This is a genomic window from Tabrizicola sp. (genome assembly GCF_041919135.1).
Classification (GTDB): Bacteria; Pseudomonadota; Alphaproteobacteria; order Rhodobacterales; family Rhodobacteraceae; genus Tabrizicola.
This window is the reverse complement of the sequence record NZ_JAYRUJ010000013.1, coordinates 91,012-106,867: the sequence shown is the minus strand read 5'-3', so window position 1 is coordinate 106,867 and position 15,856 is coordinate 91,012. Positions and strand designations below refer to the sequence as shown.

10 protein-coding genes and 1 pseudogene are annotated in these 15,856 nt (G+C 67.9%); 9 read left to right on the top strand and 2 right to left on the bottom strand.

Annotated elements, in window-relative coordinates:
* Positions 1–101: pseudogene (locus ACE3UA_RS11740) on the top strand (IS5/IS1182 family transposase); the annotation flags it as partial.
* Positions 102–332: 231 nt separating this feature from the next.
* Here the strand turns inward: ACE3UA_RS11740 and ACE3UA_RS11735 are convergent.
* Together ACE3UA_RS11735 and dnaE are read right to left on the bottom strand one after the other, a co-directional pair.
* Positions 333–1,049, bottom strand: a complete 717-nt coding sequence (locus ACE3UA_RS11735) for a ParB/RepB/Spo0J family partition protein (protein ID WP_374645299.1) — start codon at positions 1,047–1,049, stop codon at positions 333–335.
* A gap of 122 nt (positions 1,050–1,171) precedes the next feature.
* Entirely contained in the window at positions 1,172–4,618 is a 3,447-nt protein-coding gene (dnaE, locus tag ACE3UA_RS11730) for a DNA polymerase III subunit alpha (protein ID WP_374645297.1), read from the bottom strand.
* A gap of 414 nt (positions 4,619–5,032) precedes the next feature.
* Between dnaE and xdhA the strand changes: the two genes are divergently transcribed.
* From xdhA to ACE3UA_RS11690, 8 genes are all read left to right on the top strand, one after another.
* Positions 5,033–6,409: a xanthine dehydrogenase small subunit gene (gene xdhA, locus ACE3UA_RS11725; RefSeq protein ID WP_374645295.1), complete on the top strand. Its 1,377-nt coding sequence runs from the start codon at positions 5,033–5,035 to the stop codon at positions 6,407–6,409.
* On the top strand, positions 6,406–8,826 hold the full coding sequence (gene xdhB, locus ACE3UA_RS11720) for a xanthine dehydrogenase molybdopterin binding subunit (protein ID WP_374645293.1): 2,421 nt from the start codon (positions 6,406–6,408) through the stop codon (positions 8,824–8,826). Before xdhA ends, xdhB begins: the two co-directional genes overlap by 4 nt.
* A 57-nt stretch (positions 8,827–8,883) precedes the next feature.
* Positions 8,884–9,819: a xanthine dehydrogenase accessory protein XdhC gene (gene xdhC, locus ACE3UA_RS11715; protein WP_374645291.1), complete on the top strand. Its 936-nt coding sequence runs from the start codon at positions 8,884–8,886 to the stop codon at positions 9,817–9,819.
* The gene (locus tag ACE3UA_RS11710) at positions 9,816–11,357 is read left to right on the top strand and encodes an ABC transporter ATP-binding protein (RefSeq protein WP_374645289.1); all 1,542 of its coding nucleotides are present in this window, start codon (positions 9,816–9,818) and stop codon (positions 11,355–11,357) included. Before xdhC ends, ACE3UA_RS11710 begins: the two co-directional genes overlap by 4 nt.
* Positions 11,358–11,522: 165 nt before the next feature.
* Positions 11,523–12,602 carry an ABC transporter permease gene (locus tag ACE3UA_RS11705; RefSeq protein ID WP_374645287.1) on the top strand — a complete coding sequence of 360 codons (1,080 nt, stop codon included), beginning with the start codon at positions 11,523–11,525 and terminating at the stop codon, positions 12,600–12,602.
* On the top strand, positions 12,602–13,534 hold the full coding sequence (locus ACE3UA_RS11700; RefSeq protein ID WP_374645285.1) for an ABC transporter permease: 933 nt from the start codon (positions 12,602–12,604) through the stop codon (positions 13,532–13,534). The genes ACE3UA_RS11705 and ACE3UA_RS11700 overlap by 1 nt, the downstream gene beginning before the upstream one ends.
* Positions 13,535–13,582: 48 nt before the next feature.
* Positions 13,583–14,674 (top strand): BMP family ABC transporter substrate-binding protein, encoded by a 1,092-nt coding sequence (locus tag ACE3UA_RS11695; RefSeq protein WP_374645283.1) that lies wholly within the window; start codon positions 13,583–13,585, stop codon positions 14,672–14,674.
* Positions 14,675–14,773: 99 nt separating this feature from the next.
* Complete coding sequence (locus ACE3UA_RS11690) at positions 14,774–15,850, top strand: NAD(P)/FAD-dependent oxidoreductase (protein ID WP_374645281.1); 1,077 nt, start codon at positions 14,774–14,776, stop codon at positions 15,848–15,850.
* Positions 15,851–15,856: the final 6 nt, after the last annotated feature.

Genomic DNA, 15,856 nt, shown 5'->3' with positions numbered 1-15,856 from the left:
GTCTGAAGGACTGGCGCAGGGTCGCGACCCGCTACGATAGATGCCCAAAAGTCTTCCTCTCCGCCGTCGCACTCGCCGCAACCGTCATGTTCTGGCTATGATCCGAGAACGAGTCCTGACCCTAAATAAATCCAGTCCCCAGTGAACGATACTTTCCAGAGTATTGCGTTATGCGGGTACGAATGCAACCGAAGATAGAACGCGGTTTCAGTCTGGATGGAACCCAAACCACTCCTCCACCTTGTCCAGCACATCGTCGATCAACCCTGACCGTGCCTGAGGCCCGCTGAACCGCAGAATCCAGCCGGAGGGCGTCGGCTCCCGCGTGATGGTCAGGCCCTCCGCAGCTTCAACAGCCTCCGGGGGCGGCGGGTGGTGGGGTTGGTGGGTTCGCGCAGCACATCCTGCAGGACGGGGCGGAGGGTGGACCATTGGGTCTCGGCCGACTGGCGGGCGACGGGCTGGAGGGTGGCGATGAGGAGATCCTCATGCCCGGACTGGAGCGCGGCGGCCAGGGTGTCGAGTTGGCGGGTGGTGAGGGTCGCGGGCTCGGCAAGGAGCAGGGCGAGGGATTCGGCGACGCCGACATGGTTGCGGATGCGGGTGCGGCTGGTGCGGGGAGAGCTCGGGAAAAGGGCGGCGATGGCGGTGTCGGGGGTGTCGAAGTGGCCCTCCTCGATGGCGTTGAGGATGAGGGTCGCCTTCTCCCAGGGGGTGACGGGTTCGCGGATCTCGTTTTCCGTGACCATGCTGGCGAGGGCCTGGGCGATGCTCTGGGGCGCGCGGAGGAAGGCGGGGATGGCCTTGAGGCCGAGAGCGCGGGCGGCGGTGAGGCGGCGGAGGCCGGAGATGAGGCCGTATCTGTAGGTCTCGCCGCCCTCGGAAGGGCGCGGGGTGGAGAGGGTCCAGACCTCGATCGGGGTGCGCAGGCCCTCGGTTGCGATGGAGTGCTGGAGTTGGTGCAGGGTGGCGGGGTCGAGGGCGCCGCGGTCGCGCAGGAGGGCGTGGGGGTCGATCTCGGTCAGGGGGAGGTGGTGGAGGGGGTCCATGGCGTGCTCCTTTGGCGGGAGGGAACGCGAAGGGGGTTAAGGCGGGGTGAGGGGGGCGTGCGGGGGAGAGGGGGAGTCGGGCTGAAGCCCGACCTGCGGGGGCGGGACCGCGGGGGGCGTTGTCAGATTTCCTCGACGGCGAGGACGCCGTGCATGGCCTTGATCGCGCCCTTGATCTGGGGGGTGACGGGGTATTCGCCGGGGAGGGTGATGTCGACCTCGCGGCCTTGCGGGTCGGTGACGCAGAGGGTGATGGCGGCGCGGGTGCGGGCGGAGGCGTTGGCGAGGAGGGTGGCGAGGGATTGGGCGGCCTCGGGACGGACGAGGTGGATGCGCAGGTCTTGCGCGCCGGCGGTGGCGGTGGCGGCGTCGACAGGGGTGATGGACTGGGCGAGGAGCTTGAGGGTTTCGCCTTCAAGCTCGGCCTTGACGGTGAGGACGACGTTGGAGCCGGCGTCGAGGTGGTCGCGGGAAGCCTCCAGCACGTCGGAGAAGCAGGTGACTTCGTAGAGGCCGGTGGGGTCGGAGAGCTGGACGAAGGCGAAGCGGTTGCCCTTGGCGGACTTGCGTTCCTGTCGTGAGGACACGCTACCTGCCAGTTTGGCGATGCAGGGGCCGCGTTCGGCTTTGGCGGTGACCTGGGCGAGGGTTTCGACGCCCTTCTTGCGCAGCGCCGACATGTAGTCGTCGAGCGGGTGGCCGGAGAGGTAGAAGCCGATGGCCTGGTGTTCCTGGGCGAGGCGCTCGGTCGGGAGCCAGTCGTCGCGGAAGGGGAGGCGGGGTTCGGGGATGTCGGCCCCGGCGCTGCCGAAGAGGGAGTTCTGGGCGGAGGCGGCGGCCTCGTGGATGGCGGCGGAATAGGCGGAAAGGGCGTCGAGCGCCTCGAACACGCGGGCGCGGTTGGGGTCGAGGGCGTCGAAGCAGCCGGCGCGGGCGAGCATTTCGAGCGGGCGCTTGCCGATGCGTTTCAGGTCCACGCGGCGGGCGAAGTCGAAGATCGTGGCGAAGGGTTTGTCGGCGCGGGCCTCGGTGATGAGGCGCATGGCCTCGACGCCGACGTTCTTCAGCGCGCCGAGGCCGTAGACGATGGCGCCGTCGCGGACGGTGAAGGTGGCGAGGGAGGCGTTGACGGACGGCGCGATGGTCTTGAGGCCGAGCTTGTCGACCTCGCGCTTGTAGACGGCGAGCTTGTCGGTGAGGTGGATATCGCAGTTCATCACCGCCGCCATGAATTCGGCGGGGTAGTTGGCTTTCAGGTAGGCGGTCTGGTAGCTGACCACGGCATAGGCGGCGGCGTGGGATTTGTTGAAGCCGTAGTTGGCGAATTTTTCCAGGAGGTCGAAGACCTCGCCCGCCTTCTTCGCGTCGATCCCGTGCGTCGCCTTGCAGCCTTCGATGAACTTCGGGCGTTCCTTGGCCATTTCCTCGGCGATCTTCTTGCCCATCGCGCGGCGGAGGAGGTCGGCGCCGCCGAGGGAGTAGCCGCCCATGACCTGGGCGATCTGCATCACCTGCTCCTGGTAGACGATGATGCCCTGCGTCTCCGCCAGAATGTGGTCGATGGTGGGGTGGATCGATTCCAGCTCGCGCAGGCCGTTTTTCACCTCGCAATAGGTCGGGATGTTCTCCATCGGGCCGGGGCGGTAGAGGGCCACCAGCGCCACGATATCCTCGATGCAGGTGGGCTTCATCCGCCGTAGCGCGTCCATCATTCCGGAGCTTTCGACCTGAAAGACGGCGACGGTTTTCGCGCTGGCGTAGAGGTCGTAGGACGGCTTGTCGTCGAGCGGGATGAGGTTGATGTCGAACTCGATGCCGCGCAGCTTCAGCAGGTCCATCGCGTTCTGGATCACGGTCAGGGTCTTCAGGCCGAGGAAGTCGAACTTCACCAGACCGGCGGCTTCGACCCATTTCATGTTGAACTGGGTCGCGGGCATGGTCGAGCGCGGGTCGCGGTAAAGGGGGACCAGCTGGTCGAGCGGGCGGTCACCGATCACCACCCCGGCGGCGTGGGTGGAGGCGTTGCGGTAGAGGCCCTCGATCTTGGCGGCGTAGTCGAGGAGGCGGCCGACGACCTCTTCTTTCGCGGCCTCGCGCAGGCGGGGTTCGTCGGCAAGGGCCTTGGTGATCGAAACCGGCTTCACGCCTTCGAGTGGGATCATCTTCGACAGCTTGTCGACGTGGCCGTAAGAGAGTTGCAGCACCCGGCCCACGTCGCGGACGGCGGCCTTGGACAGGAGCGCGCCGAAGGTGATGATCTGGGCGACCTTGTCGCTGCCGTATTTCTGCTGGACGTAGGTGATCACCTCCTCGCGCCGGTCCATGCAGAAGTCGATGTCGAAGTCGGGCATCGAGACCCGCTCGGGGTTCAGGAAGCGTTCGAACAGAAGCGCATAGCGCAGGGGGTCGAGGTCGGTGATCGTCAGGGCATAGGCGACGAGGCTGCCCGCGCCGGAGCCCCGGCCCGGACCGACCGGAATGTTGTGGTCCTTGGCCCATTTGATGAAGTCGGCCACGATCAGGAAATAGCCGGGGAAGCCCATCTTCTCGATGATCCCAAGCTCGAAATCCAGCCGTTCCTGGTATTCCTCGGGCGTGGCGGAATGGGGGATGACCTTGAGGCGGGCCTGTAGCCCTTCGTTGGCCTGGCGGCGGAGTTCCTGCACCTCGTCATCGGCGAATTTCGGCAGGATCGGCTTGCGCTTGGACGCCGCATAGGCGCAGCGTTTCGCGATCTCGACAGTGTTTTCCAGCGCCTCGGGCAGGTCGGCGAAGAGGGTCGCCATTTCCGCCTCGGACTTGAAATAGTGCTGCGGGGTCAGGCGGCGGCGGGGTTGCTGCTGGTCGACATAGGCGCCCTCGGCGATGCAGATCAGGGCATCGTGGGCCTCATACATCTCGGTCTTGGGGAAGTAGACGTCATTGGTCGCGACGATGGGCAGGCCCAGTTCATAGGCGAGGTCGATGGCGCCGCGCTCGGCCAGCGCCTCATGTTCCGGCAAGGCGCCGCCGGGGCCGGGGTGGCGTTGCAACTCGACATAAAGGCGGTTCGGGTAGATCGCGGCCAGGCGTTCGAGGATCGCGCGGGCCTTGGCCTGCTGGCCGGTGGCGTGGAAGCGACCAAGCGGGCCTTCGGGGCCGCCGGTCAGGCAGATCAGGCCCTCGGCGTTCTGCGCAAGTTCGTCCAGTGTCACCTGCGGCAGGTTGGCCGACCCGGTCATCGCGCCGTCGATGTAAAGCCGCGTGTTGAGCCGCATCAGGTTCATGTAGCCCTGTTCGGTCTGGGCCAGAAGGACGATGGGCGCAGGGGAGCGGGGCTTCTCGCCCGGCTGGGCGGGATCATGGGCGATGCTGATCTGGCAGCCGAGGATGGGCTGGACCCCTGCCCCCATGGCGGTGACGGAAAACTCCAGCGCCGCGAACATGTTGTTGGTGTCGGTCACGGCGACGGCGGGCATGTTCTGCGCGGTGCAGAGGCCGACAAGCTTTTTCACCGGCACCGCGCCTTCGAGCAGCGAATGTTCGGTATGGGTGCGGAGGTGGATGAATCGGGGATGTGCGCCGGGCATGGCCGAAGGGTTACCCGGCGCGGCCCCTGCTGTGAAGGGTGGTCGGGCCGGTCGGGAACAGGGAGGCCGGAAAAACCGCCGCCGACCCGGAGGCCGACGGCGTCTGTTCTGGGAAATATCCGAATGAAGGGTTTCCTGGGGAGAAACCGTCGCATCAATGGAGCGCATCCTATAGGGGTGGATGAATATCCGCGCGAGTAAGGTATGCCTTACCCCTGCGTCATCCGGCGCGATCACGCGGACTTTCGACAAAAGCGGATAGCAGCTTCGTCTTTTGGCAGATAGTTTGAGCTTGCCTTGACTCGGGCCGGGTTGCTTGATGGGGGCAAGAACAATGGGCGCGTGGCCTGCTTTACGCCGCATCGGGCGGCCACGCAGAATGCCCGGAACGGGGAGAAGGCGGCGGACAGACGGATGAGCGTAGCGTTTCTGTTGAACGGAACGCCGGTTCGTGTCGCGGGGGAAGCCCCGACGCGGACCCTGCTGGAGTTCCTGCGCGAGGACCGGGGCCTGAGCGGCACGAAGGAAGGCTGCAACGAGGGCGATTGCGGCGCCTGCACGGTGATGGTGACCGATGCAGAGGGGTCGCGGGCGCTGAACGCCTGCATCCTGTTCCTGCCGCAGCTGCACGGCAAGGCGGTGCGGACGGTCGAGGGGATTTCCGGGCCTGCGGGCCAGATGCATCCGGTGCAGGCGGCGATGGTGTCGCAGCATGGGTCGCAATGCGGATTCTGCACGCCGGGCTTTGTCGTGAGCATGGCGGTGGCGCATCTGAACGGCGACCGGGCGCATGACGATGCGCTGGCGGGGAACCTGTGCCGCTGCACCGGCTATGCGCCGATCGTGCGGGCGGCGGAAGTGGCGGCCGGAGAGCCGGTGCCCGAATGGATGCGGACGGACCGGGCGGCGGTGGCGGCTTTCGCGGCCGGGGAGGCGGGCGTGTTCCGGCCCGAGGGCTCGGACGAGCTGGCGGAATGGTATCTGGCGCATCCCGAGGCCGTGCTGGTGGCCGGGGCGACGGATGTGGGGCTTTGGGTGACCAAGCAGCTGCGCGAGCTGGCGCCGGTGGCGTTCCTGGGCGGCGTGAAGGACCTGCAGGCGATCGAGGTGCAGGGCGGGCAGCTGCATGTGGGGGCAGGCGTGACCATTGCCGCCCTGCGCGAGGCGGTGAAGGAGCGCATCCCCTCGTTCGGCGAGATGTTGCGGCGCTTTGCCTCGGCGCAGGTGCGCAACGCGGCGACGATCGGGGGGAACATCGCCAATGGCTCTCCGATCGGGGACGGGCCGCCGGCGCTGATCGCTTTGGGCGCGACGCTGCATCTGCGGCGGGGCGACGAGATGCGGTCGATCCCGCTGGAGGACTTCTTCCTGGAGTATCGCAAGCAGGACCGGCGGACGGGTGAGTTCGTGGCGGGGGTGTCCTTCCCGGAACAGGCCACTGCCCTGCGGTGTTACAAGGTGTCGAAGCGGTTCGACCAGGATATCTCGGCGGTCTGCGGCTGTTTCAACGTGACGGTCGAGGGGGGCGTGGTGACGGCGGCCCGGATCGCGTTCGGGGGCATGGCGGCGGTGCCGAAGCGGGCCCTTGCGGCCGAGGCGGCTTTGCTCGGCATGGCCTGGTCCGAGGCGACGGTCGAGGCGGCGGCGGCGGCGATGGCGGGGGATTTCACGCCCCTGTCGGACATGCGGGCGAGTGCGGGCTACCGGATGCTGACGGCGCAGAACCTGCTGCGGCGGTATTTCCATGAGTTGAACGGAGTGCCGGTCTCGGTGCTGGAGGTGACGCCATGAGCATCGGCAAAGCCCTGCCGCATGATGCGGCGCCGCTGCATGTGACCGGGCAGGCGCGGTATATCGACGATCTGTCCATGGCCGGGGCGCTGCATCTGGCCTTTGGCCTTTCGGCCGTGGCGCATGGCGAGATCACGGCGCTGGACCTGTCGGCGGTGCGGGCCGCGCCGGGCGTGGTGGCGGTGCTGTCGGCCGAGGACCTGCCGGAGATGCCCGATTGCTCGCCCTCGGCCGGGGATGAGCCTTTGCTGGCGGTGAAGAGGGTGCATTACGTCGGCCAGCCGGTGTTCCTGGTCATCGCCGACAGCCACCTCGCGGCGCGCAAGGCGGCGCGGCTGGGGAAGATCAGCTATCGCGAGTTGCCGGCGCTTTTGACAGTGGATCAGGCGCTGGCGGCGGACAGCCGGTTCGAGGGCGGGCCGGTGATCTGGCAGAAGGGCGATGCGGCGACGGCGATCGCCGGGGCTGCGCGCGTGGTCGAGGGGTCGTTCGAGGTCGGCGGGCAGGAGCATTTCTACCTGGAAGGCCAGGTCGCGGCGGCGATCCCGCAGGAGGGCGGCGACATGATCGTCCATTCCTCGACCCAGCATCCGACCGAGGTGCAACACAAGGTGGCCCATGCGCTGCACCTGCCGATGAGCGGAGTCCGGGTGGAAGTCCGGCGGATGGGCGGCGGCTTTGGCGGCAAGGAGTCCCAGGGGAACGCCTTGGCGATTGCCTGCGCGGTGGCGGCGCGCCTGACGGGGCGGCCCTGCCGGATGCGCTATGACCGGGACGACGACATGGTCATCACCGGCAAGCGGCATGACCTGCGGATCCTCTATCGTGCGGGCGTCGACGACGAGGGGCGCATCCTGGGGCTGGAGTTCACCCATCTGTTCCGCTGCGGCTGGTCACAGGACCTGTCGCTGCCGGTGGCGGACCGGGCGATGCTGCATGCCGACAACTGCTATCACCTGCCGCATATCCGCATCAAAAGCCACCGGCTGAAGACCAACACCTGCAGCGCCACGGCCTATCGCGGCTTCGGCGGGCCGCAGGGCATGATCGGGATCGAGCGGGTGCTGGATCACGTCGCCTTTGCCTTGGGCCGGGAGCCGGTGGAGGTGCGCAAGGCCAATTTCTATCGCGGGATGGAAAGTGCGGATGCCTCCGGCGGGGATATTTCGGCCAGTATGAAAGCGCAGGGCGGTTCCAAGGGCGGCGAGATCGACCTGACCTCGCGCGGGGCGGCGCGGCCGGTGGGGTCGCATGACCTGGCCCCGGACGGGGCGGTGCAGACGACGCCCTATCTGATGCCGGTGGAGGATTTCATCGGGCATGAGCTGGTGGCGGAGCTGGAGCGGACCAGCGATTACCGGGCGCGGAAGGCGGAGATTGCCCGCTGGAACGCAGGGTCGCCGGTCCTGAAACGGGGGATCGCGCTGACGCCGGTGAAGTTCGGGATTTCATTTACGCTGACCTGGCTGAACCAGGCCGGCGCGCTGGTGCATGTCTATCAGGACGGCTCCATCGCGCTGAACCATGGCGGGACCGAGATGGGACAGGGGCTGTTCCAGAAGGTCGCGCAGGTGACGGCCCATGTCTTCGGCCTTGACGTCGGCATGGTGAAGATCACGGCGACCGATACCGGAAAGGTGCCGAACACCAGTGCCACCGCGGCCTCGTCCGGGTCGGACCTGAACGGGATGGCGGCGAAGGCGGCGGCGGAGACCATTCGCGGACGGCTGGCCGAGTTCATCGCCGGGCGGCATCAGGCGAAGCCGGCGGCGGTGGAATTCGCGGAGGGCGAGGTGCGGGTCGCGGGCGCGGCCTATCCCTGGGCCGAGGTGGTGGCGCTGGCCTATCAGGCGCGGGTCGGCCTGTCGTCGACGGGCTATTACGCGACACCGAAGATTACCTGGGACCGGGTGAAGGGGGTCGGGCGACCGTTCTTCTATTTCGCCTATGGCGCGGCGGTGACCGAGGTGGTGATCGACCGGCTGACCGGCGAGAACCGGATCCTGCGGGCCGATCTGTTGCACGACACGGGAACCAGCCTGAACCCGGCGATCGACATCGGCCAGATCGAGGGCGCCTATGTGCAGGGCGTGGGTTGGCTGACGACCGAGGAGCTGGTCTGGGACGGCAAGGGGCGGCTTTCGACCCATGCGCCCAGCACCTACAAGATCCCGGCCTGTTCGGACCGGCCGCCGGTGTTCAACGTCGCCTTGTGGGGGCGCCCGAACCGCGAGGATGCGGTCGGCAAGTCGAAGGCGGTGGGGGAACCCCCGTTCATGCTGGGGATCTCGGCGTTGATGGCGCTGTCGGATGCGGTGGCGGCTTGTGGCGACGGATCGCTCTATCCCGCGCTGGACGCCCCGGCGACGGCGGAGCGGGTGCTGATGGCGGTGCGTCGTGTGGAGGGCCAGGCATGACGTGCTGCGCGACGGTGGGGGGCCAAAAATTTTCGACGAAAATTTTTGGAGATGCGGATGTTTGATCTGGCCGCTCTTGGAGCCGCGTTGGCCGCCCACGGCCGGGTTGCGCGGGTGGTGATCGCCGCGCATGACGGGTCGTCGCCGCGCGAGGTGGGCGCGTCGATGCTGGTCTGGGACGGCGGGCAGGCGGGGACCATCGGCGGCGGCGCGCTGGAATATGCGGCGGCGGCGAAGGCGCGGGAATGGCTTTCGGCCAGCGAGGGCGAGCGGCCGATGGCTCGCGTCGAGCGGGTCGCGCTGGGACCGAGCCTTGGCCAGTGCTGCGGCGGGGCGGTGGTGCTTTGGACCGAGGTGTTCGACTCGGTGCCGGAGGCCGTGGCGGGCGTCGTCGCGCGCGGGCCGGGGCAGATGCCGCTGGCCGTGAAGCGCATCCTGGTCGCGGCGCGGGGGCAAGGTTTGCGGCCAGAGCCGGGGCTGGTGCAGGGCTGGCTGGTCGAGCCGGTGACGGAGGCGGAGCGGCAGGTTTGGGTCTGGGGCGCGGGGCATGTGGGGCGGGCTTTGGTCAATGTGCTGGCGCCCCTGCCGGGGATTGCGGTGACCTGGGTCGATGTCTCGGCGGACAGGTTTCCGGATATGCTGCCGGAGGGGGTGACCGTGGTCCCGGCCGGTGATCCGGCGGTGGTGGCGGATCACGCGCCGCTGGACGCGGAGCATCTGGTGCTGACGTATTCCCATGCGCTGGATCTGGAGCTGTGCCATCGGTTGCTGAACCGGGGATTCCGGGGGCTGGGGCTGATCGGCTCGGCGACGAAATGGGCGCGGTTCCGGGCGCGGCTGAAGGCGCTGGGGCATGAGGCGCAGGCGGTGGGGCGGATCCGCTGTCCGATCGGCGATCCGTCGCTGGGCAAGCATCCGCAGGCGATTGCGATTGGCGTGGTGGCGGAGATGCTTCGCGCGCCCAAGGTGGCGGTGGGGGAGAAGCGGGCATGACGCGGGCAGAGCTGTTGCGGCCAGAATTGCTGAAAGTCACGGGGATCACCAAGGCCTATCCGGGGGTGGTGGCGAATTCGGATGTGTCGTTCTCGATCGGCGAGGGGGAAATCCATGCCCTCCTTGGCGAGAACGGGGCGGGCAAGTCGACCATGGTCAAGATGATCTATGGTCTGATCCGGCCGGATTCCGGGCAGATGGTGCTGCGGGGGGCGGGGTATGCCCCCGCGAAGCCGGCCGAGGCGCGGCGGCTGGGCGTGGCGATGGTGTTCCAGCACTTCAGCCTGTTCGAGGCGCTGAACGTGGCCGAGAACGTGGCGCTGGGGATGGAGAAGCCGCCGCCGATGCGCGAACTGGCGGCGCAGATCCGGGCGGTCAGCGAGGAATACGGGTTGCCGCTGGACCCGTCGCGGATGGTCGGCGACCTCAGCGCGGGGGAGCGGCAGCGGGTGGAGATCATCCGCTGCCTGTTGCAGGATCCGAAGCTTCTGATCATGGACGAGCCGACATCGGTGCTGACCCCGCAGGAGGTGGAGATCCTGTTCAAGACGCTGCGGCAGCTGTCCAGCGAGGGGACGGCGATCCTGTATATCAGCCACAAGCTGGAGGAGATCCGGTCCTTGTGCGACGAGGCGACGATCCTGCGGCGGGGGAAGGTGGTGGCGACCTGCACGCCTCGGGACCGGACGGCGCGCGAGATGGCGGAGCTGATGGTCGGCCAGGCGCTGAAGACGCCGGAGCGGCGGGTGGCGGAAAAGGGCGAGGTGGCGCTGGGGGTGAGCGACCTGTCGGTGGACTCTCCGATTGCCTTCGGGACCAGCCTGAAAGGGGTGTCCTTCACGGTGGCGAAGGGCGAGGTGCTGGGGATCGCGGGCGTTGCGGGCAACGGGCAGGACGAGCTATTGCTGGCGCTTTCGGGCGAGCTGAAGGCGGCAGCGGACAAGGTGCGGGTCGCGGGGCGGCCGGTGGGCGACCTGGGGCCGGTGGAGCGGCGGCGGGCGGGCCTCGTGGCGGCGCCGGAGGATCGCTATGGCCATGCGGCGGCGCCGGACATGTCCCTGGTGGAGAACGCATTCCTGACGGCGGGGGTGCGCAAGCGGTTGACGCGGAACGGCTTTGTCGACTGGGCCGCGACGCGGGCCTTTGCCGAGGAGATCATCGCGGGCTATGACGTGCGCACGCCGGGGCCGGATGTGGCGGCGCGGGCGCTGTCGGGGGGGAATCTGCAGAAGTTCCTGATGGGGCGCGAGCTGATGCAGGGCGCGGGCGTGATCGTGATCAACCAGCCGACCTGGGGGGTGGACGCGGCGGCGGCGGCGCAGATTCGGCAGTCGATCCTGGATCGGGCGGGAGAAGGCGCGGCGGTGGTGGTGATCAGCCAGGATCTGGATGAATTGCTGGAAGTGTCGGACAGCTTTGCGGTGCTGAACGAAGGGCGGCTGACGAAGCCCCGGCCGACCGAGGGGCTGACGATGGACGAGATCGGGCTGATGATGGGCGGGGCGCATGGCATGGAGGTCGCGCATCATGTGGGGTGAGCGGGATCAAAACTCTTCGAAGAGTTTTGCAAATTCCTTCGAAGGAATTTGGCGCGGGTTGGAAGGTCGCGTTGCCGCTGATGGGGTGTCCTTGGTGGAACAGTCGGATTGGGGGCCAGCCCCCACACCCCCGGGATATTTGCGCCAGTATGAAAGGGGCTTGTCGTGTTGAGGCTTGAGAAGCGCCCGACGCCGAGCCGGTTCTGGCTTTATGCGACGCCTCCGGTGGCGGTGATCCTGACCATGGTCGTGGGCGGCATCCTGTTCGCCGCGATGGGGAAGAACCCGTTCGAGGTGATCCGCACGATCTTCTGGGATCCGGTCTTCGGCGAGTTCGCCTTTTACCTGCGCGGGCAGTTGCTGGTGAAGGCGGGGCCGCTGATCCTGATTGCCATCGGGCTGGCGCTGGGGTTTCGGGCGGGAATCTGGAACATCGGGGCGGAAGGCCAGTACATCATGGGCGCGATCTTCGGCGCCTCGGTCGGGCTGGCGGTGTTCCCGACCGAGAGCCGCTGGATATTCCCGGCGATGGTGGTGGCCGGGGCCTTCGGCGGCTGGGTCTGGGCGATGATCCCGGCGATCCTGAAGACGCGGTTCAACACCAACGAAATCCTCGTCAGCCTGATGCTGGTCTATGTCGCCGAGACGATCCTGGCCAAGGCCTCGACCGGGTTCCTGAAGAACCCCGAGGGGATGGGATTTCCCGGCAGCCGCAACTTCTCCAGCTATCCGGCGGCGGCGAACCCGGAACTGATCGCCGGGTCGGGCCTGCACTGGGGCGGCGTCGCGGCGCTGGTGACGGGGGTTCTGGCCTATATCCTGCTGACGCGACACCAGGCCGGGTTCCAGATCCGGCTGGCGGGGCAGGCCCCGCGCGCGGCGCGGTTCCATGGCGTCAGCCCGGCGCGGCTGGTGGTCCTGTGCATGGGGATCTCGGGCGCGCTGGCGGGGCTGGCAGGGATGTTCGAGGTGACGGGGCCGGCGGGGCAGATCAGCATCGACTTCAACACCGGCTATGGCTTCACCGCGATCATCGTCGCTTTCCTGGGTCGGCTGAACCCGCTGGGGATCGTGCTGGCCGGATTCCTGATGGCCTTGACCTATGTGGGCGGCGAGATGGCGTCGACCAACCTTGGCCTGCCGGATGCGGCGATCCAGGTGTTCCAGGGGATGCTCCTGTTCTTCCTGCTGGCGGTGGATGTGTTGACGAACTATCGGTTCCGGCTGGCTGTGGGGGCGCTGTGATGGATCTTGGCGGCATCAATCCGGTCATCCTGGTCGCGACGCTGATGGCAAGCGCGGTGCCGATCCTGCTGGCGGCGCTGGGCGAGACGGTGGTGGAGCGCGCGGGCGTCCTGAACCTGGGCGTCGAGGGCATGATGATCATCGGCGCGCTGGGCGGCTTCGTCGTGGCGGTGCATACCGGAAGCCCGGTGCTGGGCTTTATCGGGGGCGCGGCGGCGGGCGCGGCGCTGAGCCTGATCTTCGCCGCGCTGACGCAGGTCTTCCTGGCGAACCAGGTGGCAACCGGGCTGGCGCTGACGCTGTTCGGGCTGGGCGTCTCCAGCCTGGGCGGGCAGGGCTATAACGGGATCAAGCCGCCGGCCACGGGGCAGTTGCTGCCGGATGCGCTGGCGGACCTGCCGGTCATCGGGCCGATCCTGTTCGGGCATGACTGGGTGGTCTATTTCAGCATCGCGATGACGGCGGTGCTGTGGTGGGTGCTGAAGGCGACCCGCGTGGGCCTGATCATCCGCGCGGTCGGCGAAAGCCACGAGGCGGCGCATGCGCTGGGCTACAAGGTCAACCGCATCCGGCTGATGTGCATCGCCTTTGGCGGGGCGATGGCGGGAATCGGCGGGGCCTATGTCTCTCTCGCCCGGGTGCCGCAATGGGTGGACGGGATCACCTCGGGGGCGGGCTGGATCGCATTGGCGATCGTGGTCTTCGCCAGCTGGCGGCCCTGGCGCGTGCTGCTGGGGGCCTGGCTTTTCGGCGGGATCACCGTGTTGCAGCTGAACCTGCAGGTGGCAGGCTCCGGCATCCCGGTCGAGTACTTGTCCATGGCCCCCTATCTGATAACCATCCTTGTGCTGGTCATCATGTCGGCGGGGCGGCGGGGCAAGGCCAATGGCGCGCCCGCCGCGCTGGGACAGAATTTTCACGCCTCGCGCTGAGGCAAATGACGCGGGGCCGGAGGGTTCCGCCACCAAGGGGAGAAGAAGATGAAACGGAGAACTCTGCTGGCAAGCGCGGCGATGGGGCTGATGCTGGCCTCGGGCGCCTTCGCGCAGGGCATGGACAAGGTGAAGGCCTGCTTCGTCTATGTCGGCCCGATCGGCGATGGCGGCTGGACCTACCAGCACCATCAGGGCGCGCTGGCGGTGCAGGAGAAGTTCGGCGACAAGGTCGAGATCCAGTATCAGGAGAACGTGCCCGAGGGCGCCGATGCCGAGCGGGTGCTGACCCAGATGGCGCTGGGCGGCTGCAACATCATCTTCACCACCTCGTTCGGCTACATGGATGCGACCAACGCCGTCGCCGCCAAGTTCCCCGACGTGAAGTTCGAGCATGCGACCGGCTTCAAGCGCGACCATGCCAACGTCTCGACCTACAACGCGCGCTTCTACGAGGGCCGCGCGGTGGAGGGCCTGATCGCGGGGCGGATGACCAAGTCGAACAAGATCGGCTATATCGGGTCCTTCCCGATCCCCGAGGTGATCATGGGGATCAACAGCTATTACCTGGCCGCCAAGAAGGTGAACCCGGAGGTCCAGCTGTCGGTGGTCTGGGCCTTCACCTGGTTCGACCCGGCCAAGGAGGCCGATTCCGCCAAGGCGCTGATCGACCAGGGCGTCGACGTGATCGCCAGCCACACCGATTCGACCGCGCCCCTGGCCGAGGCCGCCAAGACCGGCGGCAAGGTGATCGGCTTCGGCCAGGCCTCGGACATGGCGGTGCCGGAATACATGCCGACGCCGCGCGTCACCTCGATCATCGACAACTGGGCGCCCTATTACGTCGAGCGGGTCGGCGCGCTGCTGGACGGGACCTACGAGCAGAAGGACACCTGGGCCGGCATCGGCGGCGGCGAGGTTCAGATCGGCGAGATCACCGAGGCGATCCCGGCCGAGGTCAAGGCCGAGGCGGAAGCCCTGCGCGATGCGATCGGGGCGGGCACCTTCCACCCGTTCACCGGGCCGATCAACAAGCAGGACGGCTCGCCCTGGCTGGCCGAGGGCGCGACCGCGCCGGATGGCGACCTTCTGGGGATGGGGTTCTACGTCGAAGGCATCACCGGCGACATTCCTCAATGATCCGGGCGGGGGTTCCGGCCCCCGGCGGTTTTGAGTATTTGGACCAAGAGGAAGGGGCATGGGGGTTCTCATGCCCCTTTCCGTCAGGGGAGGACGGGAATGGACGCGGATTTTCTGATCATCGGGGGCGGGATCGCCGGGGTTTCGGCAGCGGCGCGGATGTCGGAGCTGGGCTCGGTCGTGGTGCTGGAGGCCGAGGAGGCGCTGGCGCATCATGCGAGCGGCCGGTCGGCGGCGCTGTTCGAGCCGCGCTATGGCGCGCCGGCGGTGGTGGGGCTGTCGATGGCCTCGGAGGCCTATTTCCGCTCGGTGCCGGGGGTGCTGTCGCCGCGTGGCCTGCTGCTGGTCGGCAAGGCCGAGGGCGCCGAGGCCTTCGAGCATGATCTGGAGGTGATGGCTTTCGACCGGATCAGCGTGGCGGAGGCGCGGGGGATCGTGCCGATCCTGAACCCGGATAAGGTGGCGATGGCGGGCTATGCCGCCCATGCCGAGGATGTGGATACCGACCTGCTGGTCCAGGGCTTTGCGCGCGAGGCGAAGGGGCGCGGGGCGAGGATCGTGACGAAGGCAAAGGTCACGGCGATCGCGAAGGACGGCGCGGGCTGGCGGGTGACGTCGACGGCGGGCGAGTTCATCGCGCGGATGCTGGTGAACGCGGCGGGGGCCTGGGTGGACCAGGTGGCCGCGCTGGCGGGGGTGCAGCCGCTTGGGTTCACTCCCTACCGCCGGTCGATGGCGCGGATTCCGGCGCCGGGCGGACATGACGTCAGCCGCTGGCCGATGATGTTCGGGCCGGGCGAGGACTGGTATGCCAAGCCCGACGCGGGGGCGCTGATCGTCAGCCCGGCCGAGGAAGACCTGATGGAGCCGCATGACGCCTGGGCCGACGACATGGTGCTGGCCGAGGGGCTGGCGCGCTATGAGGAGATGGTGACCGAGCCGGTGACACGGCTGATTTCCAACTGGGCGGGCCTGCGGACCTTTGCGCCGGACCGGGTGCTGGTGATCGGCCCGGATATGCGGGAGCCCACGTTCTTCTGGCTGGCGGGACAGGGCGGATACGGGTTCCAGACCAGCGCGGCGGCAAGCCGTCTGGCGGCGGACCTGATCGGCGGCCGCGCGCCCGAGCTGGAGGCGGGGCTGGTCGCGCAGCTGTCGCCGTCCCGCTTCGGTTGAGGCAGG

Bases quoted from the DNA above. Each gene is read 5' to 3' on its own strand.
- dnaE (WP_374645297.1), bottom strand. From the start codon at position 4,618: ATGCCCGGCGCACATCCCCGATTCATCCACCTCCGCACCCATACCGAA.
- xdhA (WP_374645295.1), top strand. From the start codon at position 5,033: ATGAGCGTAGCGTTTCTGTTGAACGGAACGCCGGTTCGTGTCGCGGGG.
- ACE3UA_RS11695 (WP_374645283.1), top strand. From the start codon at position 13,583: ATGAAACGGAGAACTCTGCTGGCAAGCGCGGCGATGGGGCTGATGCTG.
- xdhC (WP_374645291.1), top strand. From the start codon at position 8,884: ATGTTTGATCTGGCCGCTCTTGGAGCCGCGTTGGCCGCCCACGGCCGG.
- xdhB (WP_374645293.1), top strand. From the start codon at position 6,406: ATGAGCATCGGCAAAGCCCTGCCGCATGATGCGGCGCCGCTGCATGTG.
- ACE3UA_RS11690 (WP_374645281.1), top strand. From the start codon at position 14,774: ATGGACGCGGATTTTCTGATCATCGGGGGCGGGATCGCCGGGGTTTCG.
- ACE3UA_RS11700 (WP_374645285.1), top strand. From the start codon at position 12,602: ATGGATCTTGGCGGCATCAATCCGGTCATCCTGGTCGCGACGCTGATG.
- ACE3UA_RS11735 (WP_374645299.1), bottom strand. From the start codon at position 1,049: ATGGACCCCCTCCACCACCTCCCCCTGACCGAGATCGACCCCCACGCC.
- ACE3UA_RS11710 (WP_374645289.1), top strand. From the start codon at position 9,816: ATGACGCGGGCAGAGCTGTTGCGGCCAGAATTGCTGAAAGTCACGGGG.